Raw genomic sequence first — 6,008 nt, 5'->3', positions numbered from 1 at the left:
GACATTTATAATTCTACTATTTTTTCTGATATAGTACGAAGAAACCAAGTCAAGAAGATAGACCAGCTAGAAAGAGTTGTAAAATATACGTTTAATAATATTGGAAACACATTTTCTGCAAACTCGATTTCTAATTATTTTAAATCAGAACAGAGAAAGATTGACAATGAAACAGTTTATAGCTATTTAGAGAAATTACAGAAAGCCTATATTCTTCATAAGTGTTTTCGATATGATTTGCAGGGAAAAGATATATTAAAAACACAGGAGAAATTCTATCTTGCGGATGTTTCTTTGCGTTATTCTGTATTAGGTTATACTGTAGATAGTGTCGCAGCATCTTTAGAAAATATTGTATATCTAGAACTTAAAAGAAGAGGCTATGATGTTTATATTGGTAAGATAAAAGATAAAGAGATTGATTTTGTTGCAACAAAACAAAATGAAAAAATCTATGTTCAGGTAACACAGGAAATAAAGTCTGAAAAAACACAGAAAAGGGAATATGAACAGCTTTTAGAAATCAGAGATAATTATCCTAAGTATGTTGTGATGGCAGATGATTTTGCGGGTGGTAACTATGAAGGAATAAAAACAATGAACATAGTGGATTTCTTATTAAGTAAAGAGTATTAGAAATGAGTTGAGAGACTCATTTTTTTGTGCATGTAAAAAGACAATATAGAAAAATTACTATATTGCCTATTACTGATTAAATATGAATAACTCTCTCACAAAGCTTCGCAACATCTAGATCATGTGTCACAATCACTACAGTGGCACCATTATGATGATATTCCAATAATAGGTTCATCATCATTTTTGTGTTTGTTTCATCAAGTGAACCAGTTGGTTCATCGCATAACACAATCTTTGGCTTTTTAAGAAGCAGCTTACAAAATGCGATACGCTGGGCTTCTCCACCAGATAAGAATATATTTTTCTATTCTCATATCCTTCTAGGCCAACAGTAGTTAGTGCTTGTTTTACCGCATTCACTTTTTCTTTCTTATTGAATCTTGAATACTTCAACACAATATTAGGATTCTCTTTGACGGTATAATCATCTACTAGAGCATTGTTTTGAAACATATAGCCTATATCATATCTCATAAGTAATAATGCATCTTTCTTATTTGAAATTGAATGATGATTAATGATAATTTCTCCATCGTCTACCTCTTCCAATAACCCCATGATATTGAGTAATGTAGATTTGCCAGAACCGCTATTTTCTTCAATTGCGACAAGTTCATTTTTTCTATAATGAGATTAAAATAATCAAAGATTGTTTTTGTATCATAATGTTTCGTTATGTTTTTTAATTCAATCATTTAAAAAGTTCCTTTCAATAGGTGAATGATATTCTTTTTCTCAAACTTCTTTATGGAAAGTACATAAGTCATACCCCATAGAGTCGTAAGAATCAGATAAATAATAAGAGTGTAGATGAAATAAGAATGACATAATAAAGAAATCAAGAATATAGATATAAATAAAACAACTGTTGATTTCACAAAATAGAAATACTTGACTAGTGATGTGTAACCTTCAATTGTCTCTATCGCAAGAAGTGATGCATGGTACTGGATGAATATTCTGGTAAATCATTAATATCATTAAACTGACTAATGCGACAGAAATCATAATATCTGCAATAAAGAGTGTTTGTTCTTGATGATTTAGAAGAGATATTTCATCATATGCGGTAATGATTTTAGAAGTATATTGATTTAAGCTATATTTCTTTAAAATGGACTGAATTCTCTCTTGAGAGCCTTTGATCTAATTAGGATTATATTTATATCCTAGAATGACATCATAATCTTCAGGTGATCCATTTTCATTTGTAAGAACCTGTACAACAGGATCTGTAATACTATTTGAATAATCAGATATGATTAAAGAGTTATAAGTAAAGAATTTCTGATTGTCTTTATAATAGATAATCTTAATACCATGTAGTGTATCAAACATAGCCTGTGTCATCTTATATATCTTCTTTTTTGAATAGTTTTGAGGTGCTAAGACTACTCTTTTCTTTTCATCTTCACTGATATGAATAGTATAGGCATGAATATCTTGAATCACTTGTTTCTTTAGATAGTTTGTATTGACATAGGCCATACTTGTAAATGTATATGTTTCTTTGTCATATTCATTAAAGTCTGCATAGATACTACCAAGACGATTGAAGTCTTGATAAAGTTCTTTTTGTTTGTTTAAAAAGCTTTGACTTGTAAACAGATCACCATTCTCTACATTGGAGACTTCACTTAAGATAGAATATTGTTTCATTGTGTTCCACTCAATATGATTATTCATTCTACTTAATAGCGAATAACTAGTCTCTATTCCAATAGATGAGAGAAATAGAATAACTAAAATCATCATGAATAAGACAACTTGATTAAAATAAATGATTGTTTTAGATGGACCTTTGTTTTTGAGGAAGTCTATCGCTTTCACGTCTTTAAAGTGATTGATCATAAGAACACATATAATCAAAGTGAGTGATAGAAATAAGAATAGAATCAAGAAATGATCAATTAGAAAATGAATGACAGATTGATTTATACGCCTGCATACTAGTAATGTAAGGACAAAGAACCCTATGAAAGTAATAAGAAATTGCGATTGTATAATGGGACATACATAATCATACCCAATAGAAAATAAACTATATCCTTCAAGTCTCTTGATGCTGAAAAGTTTATAATTCTGCAGCAGGTCATAAATAATCACTAACATAAGAATGAAATAAAAAGCAGCTAAACAAATGATAATCCATATCATATAATCTACCTGTCCGCTTAAGTCATTGAGGTCTTTTATAGATATATGTAATATCGCATTCATCCCATTCTTAAATTGATTGAAAGACTGTTTATTTGGGAAGGTAACATGTACTTCTCCTTCTAGCTGATATCCATCACTCAATAGTCTATCTAGCGTATAAGTATTAAAAGTGAATGCATGATCAAGCATAGAAGTAGACTTTAAATATTGATTCTTATCATGAGTAAGATAAACATATTTCTTGTAATGGTTATCCTTATTCTTCGTGATAAACAAATCACCCTGATATTTATCTAAACAATTCTCTACAGTATGCAATATTTGAGTCGAATCATTATTCATAATATCATGAGGAATTTGAATAGAATAAAAGCCAGGTAATTCTTTTTCTGAATATAAAATATGATTAAAGTATTCATGACTTGTGAGGGTATAGCTTACAGAAAAGAAGTGACATGTAAGGATACAAAAGATGATAATAATAGCTTTTTTCATAGTAATCTCTCTTTCACATGCACTCTAACATAATAAAAACTGCACTTACATGGAATTGTTGTAAAGTGCAGTTTTTTGTTTAGTGAATCACATCAAAGAGTATGATGTCATTTACTAAACATTGGTCTGTTTGCTGGTATTGATTCCATGATATTCATCTACAATCTCATTAATGATTGTGAGTCCAATACCATGATTATTTTTATTTTCTTTACTTGTATAGCCTTTTTTAAAAGTGACAGGCTGATCAATTGAGTTCTTTATTTGAATATATGGATTGTTGTTTTTATTTTTTAAAGAGATAGAAACGTCTTTATCTGTTGTTTTAGAAGATGCTTCAAAGCTATTTTTGAATAGATTATATATTAACGATGATAGCTTTGAATTATTTAGTTTGATAGTTCCTAGTACTTGATATCATCTATATGACTATGGACTTGAGGATATTCCTCTTTGAAATACTGATACAGCATATTAATGATATGATTTTGTGAATCATTATTGGTCTTATATAGATGATGACTGAGAATATCTAAATAAGGAAGCAGTTGATCTTGTTGATTTAAATAATAGTCCTTAATCATGAGAATCTGTTTATTGTAATCATGCTTGAATTTTCTAAGTCCCTGATATTTATGGGTATAAGAAGAAAGATATGACTGCTGCAGCTGGATGATTGTTTCTAGATTCTGTTTTGATATGTCTTCTTTTTTCTTTTCATAATTCATTTTCAAACAGAAATATAGTAAGAGCAGCAATAATAGTGATGTAATGAGAAATAAAATGATATTCCATTTTATACTCTTATTCATAGAAATGTAGAGATTAGTCAATAAGACAAGCTGTGCTGATAATAATATACAGACAGAAGATAGAATAATCAAAATAGAGTTATTAATGATTAAATGATTCCGCTTTGTAATAAAACAAAGGAGAGTTATAAGAATCAATGACACAAGTGCACTGATGAATGATAAGTGATTGATATCATAGAATGACAAGAACGAATTGATACATATTTGGAAAAATACCATGACAATATAAGAAGAAATAAATTCTTTGATAGATTCCAAGGATAAATCAAATATGAAAATATAAGCAAGAAACATAAAGGCGATATTGATGATAGAGGGATTGATTTCTTTCTTTAATACAATCATAACTAATGAAGTTAAGAAACAAATTATTCCCTTAACACAATGGTGTTTATTGAACTCTTTATTGAATAATAAACAACTGATCATCAAAACATTCAACATGAGTAGTATTTGTTCGCAAAATGAAATCATAGTGTACTCCTTATATAATCATAATAGCTTTGTTGGATATCTTTTAGTCTGCCTCTACTGATTTTAATTATTTCTGAAGTTGTGAGTGTAAGTTCTAAGTGATTGATATCTTTCAAATAATCAAAGTTAATAATATATGACTTGTGAACACGATAGAAAGGGCAGTGAAGTTCTTTCTCCATATCTTTTAATGATTTGCGAATGAGATAATCTTTACTGTATGTATGGATTATTGTGTAAACATTATCTGCCTTTAAGTGGATGATTTCTTTATAATCAATCATCTGATTATCTAAATAGATACAATCTGTCTTTGATATTTGAATAAGATATCTTTCTAAGTCCTGTGATAAGGTATGACTATTATTTTATAAATAAGCAATTACATGATTACCAAATGCTTCTATCATTCTATCTTGATATGAAGAAAGATAATAGGAGTATGAACTTTTAAAGAGTTCTTAGTCAAAATACAATCACCGTCATTCATTTCTATATCTATATGATAATAGAAAATATATCTTTGTTGTTGAGAAACTCATTACCAGAAAAGAAGTGAGATACTGTAAAAGGTATAGGGTATTTGAATAATATAGAAGTAATCATTTCTTCTAATTTTTGATGAATCGATTGATCATCATCTACAATCGCAATATGAAACATAATAGCCTCCTTGTTTAGAGAGATAAAAAAAATATATTATATTTTGTCAATGACAGTATCTAATCATTAAGATGACTAGGATTTATTATTACATTATTTGACCGGCAAATAATAAATCCTTATAATAGGGAAAAAGGAGTGGGGAGAATGGCGAAAACTATTGTTGGTGCAGTATTAGAGAATGATCCAGCATCACGTAACTGGTTCAATGTAATATTGAACTATCCAGGTGTACATGCTATCTTTTTTTATCGCATCAATCATTTCTTATGGACAAAATGTCATATGAAATTAATTGCACGTTTCCTGTCACAAGTAGCACGCTTTTTTACAGGGATTGAAATACATCCGGGTGCAACGATTGGTAAACGATTATTTATTGACCATGGTATGGGAGTTGTAATTGGGGAAACAACCATTATTGGTGATGATTGTTTATTATATCAAGGCGTGACTCTTGGAGGGGTAGGTACAGGAGAACATACATGTAAAAGACATCCAACCTTACATAATAATGTAATGATTTCTGCCGGTGCAAAAATCATTGGGGATATTACTATTGGAGATAACAGTATTGTAGGTGCGAATTCAGTTGTATTGAAAGATGTACCACCTAACTGTACAGTAGTAGGTGTTCCTGGTATGATTGTGAAAGAGAATGGTGTCAAGGTACATCGCGAATTATAAAAAGGGGCATAAGCCCCCTTGTAAGTGTCTCAGTAGCTCAGCTGGATAGAGCATTCGCCTCCTAAGAATATGTTA

8 protein-coding genes and 1 pseudogene are annotated in these 6,008 nt (G+C 29.7%); 2 read left to right on the top strand and 7 right to left on the bottom strand.

The features are described 5' to 3' along the window. The coding region (locus tag B2S90_RS05780) for an ATP-binding protein (protein ID WP_286696694.1) at positions 1 to 636 on the top strand (636 nt) is incomplete at its 5' end. A 76-nt stretch (positions 637 to 712) separates the two neighbouring features. On the opposite strand, the gene B2S90_RS05775 is transcribed toward B2S90_RS05780, so the two are convergent. The 7 genes and pseudogenes from B2S90_RS05775 to B2S90_RS05755 all read right to left on the bottom strand — a co-directional run bounded on the left by B2S90_RS05775 (position 713) and on the right by B2S90_RS05755 (position 5,246). Then, entirely contained in the window at positions 713 to 868 is a 156-nt protein-coding gene (locus B2S90_RS05775; protein ID WP_279079351.1) for a hypothetical protein, read from the bottom strand. Positions 869 to 993: 125 nt separating this feature from the next. Then, positions 994 to 1,242, bottom strand: a pseudogene (locus tag B2S90_RS10915) (ATP-binding cassette domain-containing protein); the annotation flags it as partial. Between the two features lie 543 nt (positions 1,243 to 1,785). Continuing rightward, positions 1,786 to 3,294 carry a hypothetical protein gene (locus tag B2S90_RS05770; RefSeq protein ID WP_286696693.1) on the bottom strand — a complete coding sequence of 503 codons (1,509 nt, stop codon included), beginning with the start codon at positions 3,292 to 3,294 and terminating at the stop codon, positions 1,786 to 1,788. A 114-nt stretch (positions 3,295 to 3,408) separates the two neighbouring features. After that, positions 3,409 to 3,693 (bottom strand): GHKL domain-containing protein, encoded by a 285-nt coding sequence (locus tag B2S90_RS10910; protein ID WP_100054680.1) that lies wholly within the window; start codon positions 3,691 to 3,693, stop codon positions 3,409 to 3,411. Positions 3,694 to 3,698: 5 nt separating this feature from the next. Next, positions 3,699 to 4,583 carry a hypothetical protein gene (locus B2S90_RS05765; protein ID WP_286696692.1) on the bottom strand — a complete coding sequence of 295 codons (885 nt, stop codon included), beginning with the start codon at positions 4,581 to 4,583 and terminating at the stop codon, positions 3,699 to 3,701. Next, complete coding sequence (locus B2S90_RS05760; RefSeq protein WP_278780560.1) at positions 4,580 to 4,867, bottom strand: LytR/AlgR family response regulator transcription factor; 288 nt, start codon at positions 4,865 to 4,867, stop codon at positions 4,580 to 4,582. Before B2S90_RS05760 ends, B2S90_RS05765 begins: the two co-directional genes overlap by 4 nt. A gap of 214 nt (positions 4,868 to 5,081) precedes the next feature. Continuing rightward, positions 5,082 to 5,246 (bottom strand): hypothetical protein, encoded by a 165-nt coding sequence (locus B2S90_RS05755; RefSeq protein ID WP_270469867.1) that lies wholly within the window; start codon positions 5,244 to 5,246, stop codon positions 5,082 to 5,084. A gap of 147 nt (positions 5,247 to 5,393) precedes the next feature. Between B2S90_RS05755 and cysE the strand changes: the two genes are divergently transcribed. Beyond that, positions 5,394 to 5,933 carry a serine O-acetyltransferase gene (cysE, locus tag B2S90_RS05750; RefSeq protein WP_022425388.1) on the top strand — a complete coding sequence of 180 codons (540 nt, stop codon included), beginning with the start codon at positions 5,394 to 5,396 and terminating at the stop codon, positions 5,931 to 5,933. Positions 5,934 to 6,008 lie beyond the last annotated feature (75 nt).

Source organism: Catenibacterium sp. UBA627 (genome assembly GCF_002299355.1).
GTDB classification, from domain to species: Bacteria; Bacillota_I; Bacilli_A; order Erysipelotrichales; family Coprobacillaceae; genus Catenibacterium; species Catenibacterium mitsuoka.
This window is presented reverse-complemented; position numbering and strand designations above follow the sequence as displayed.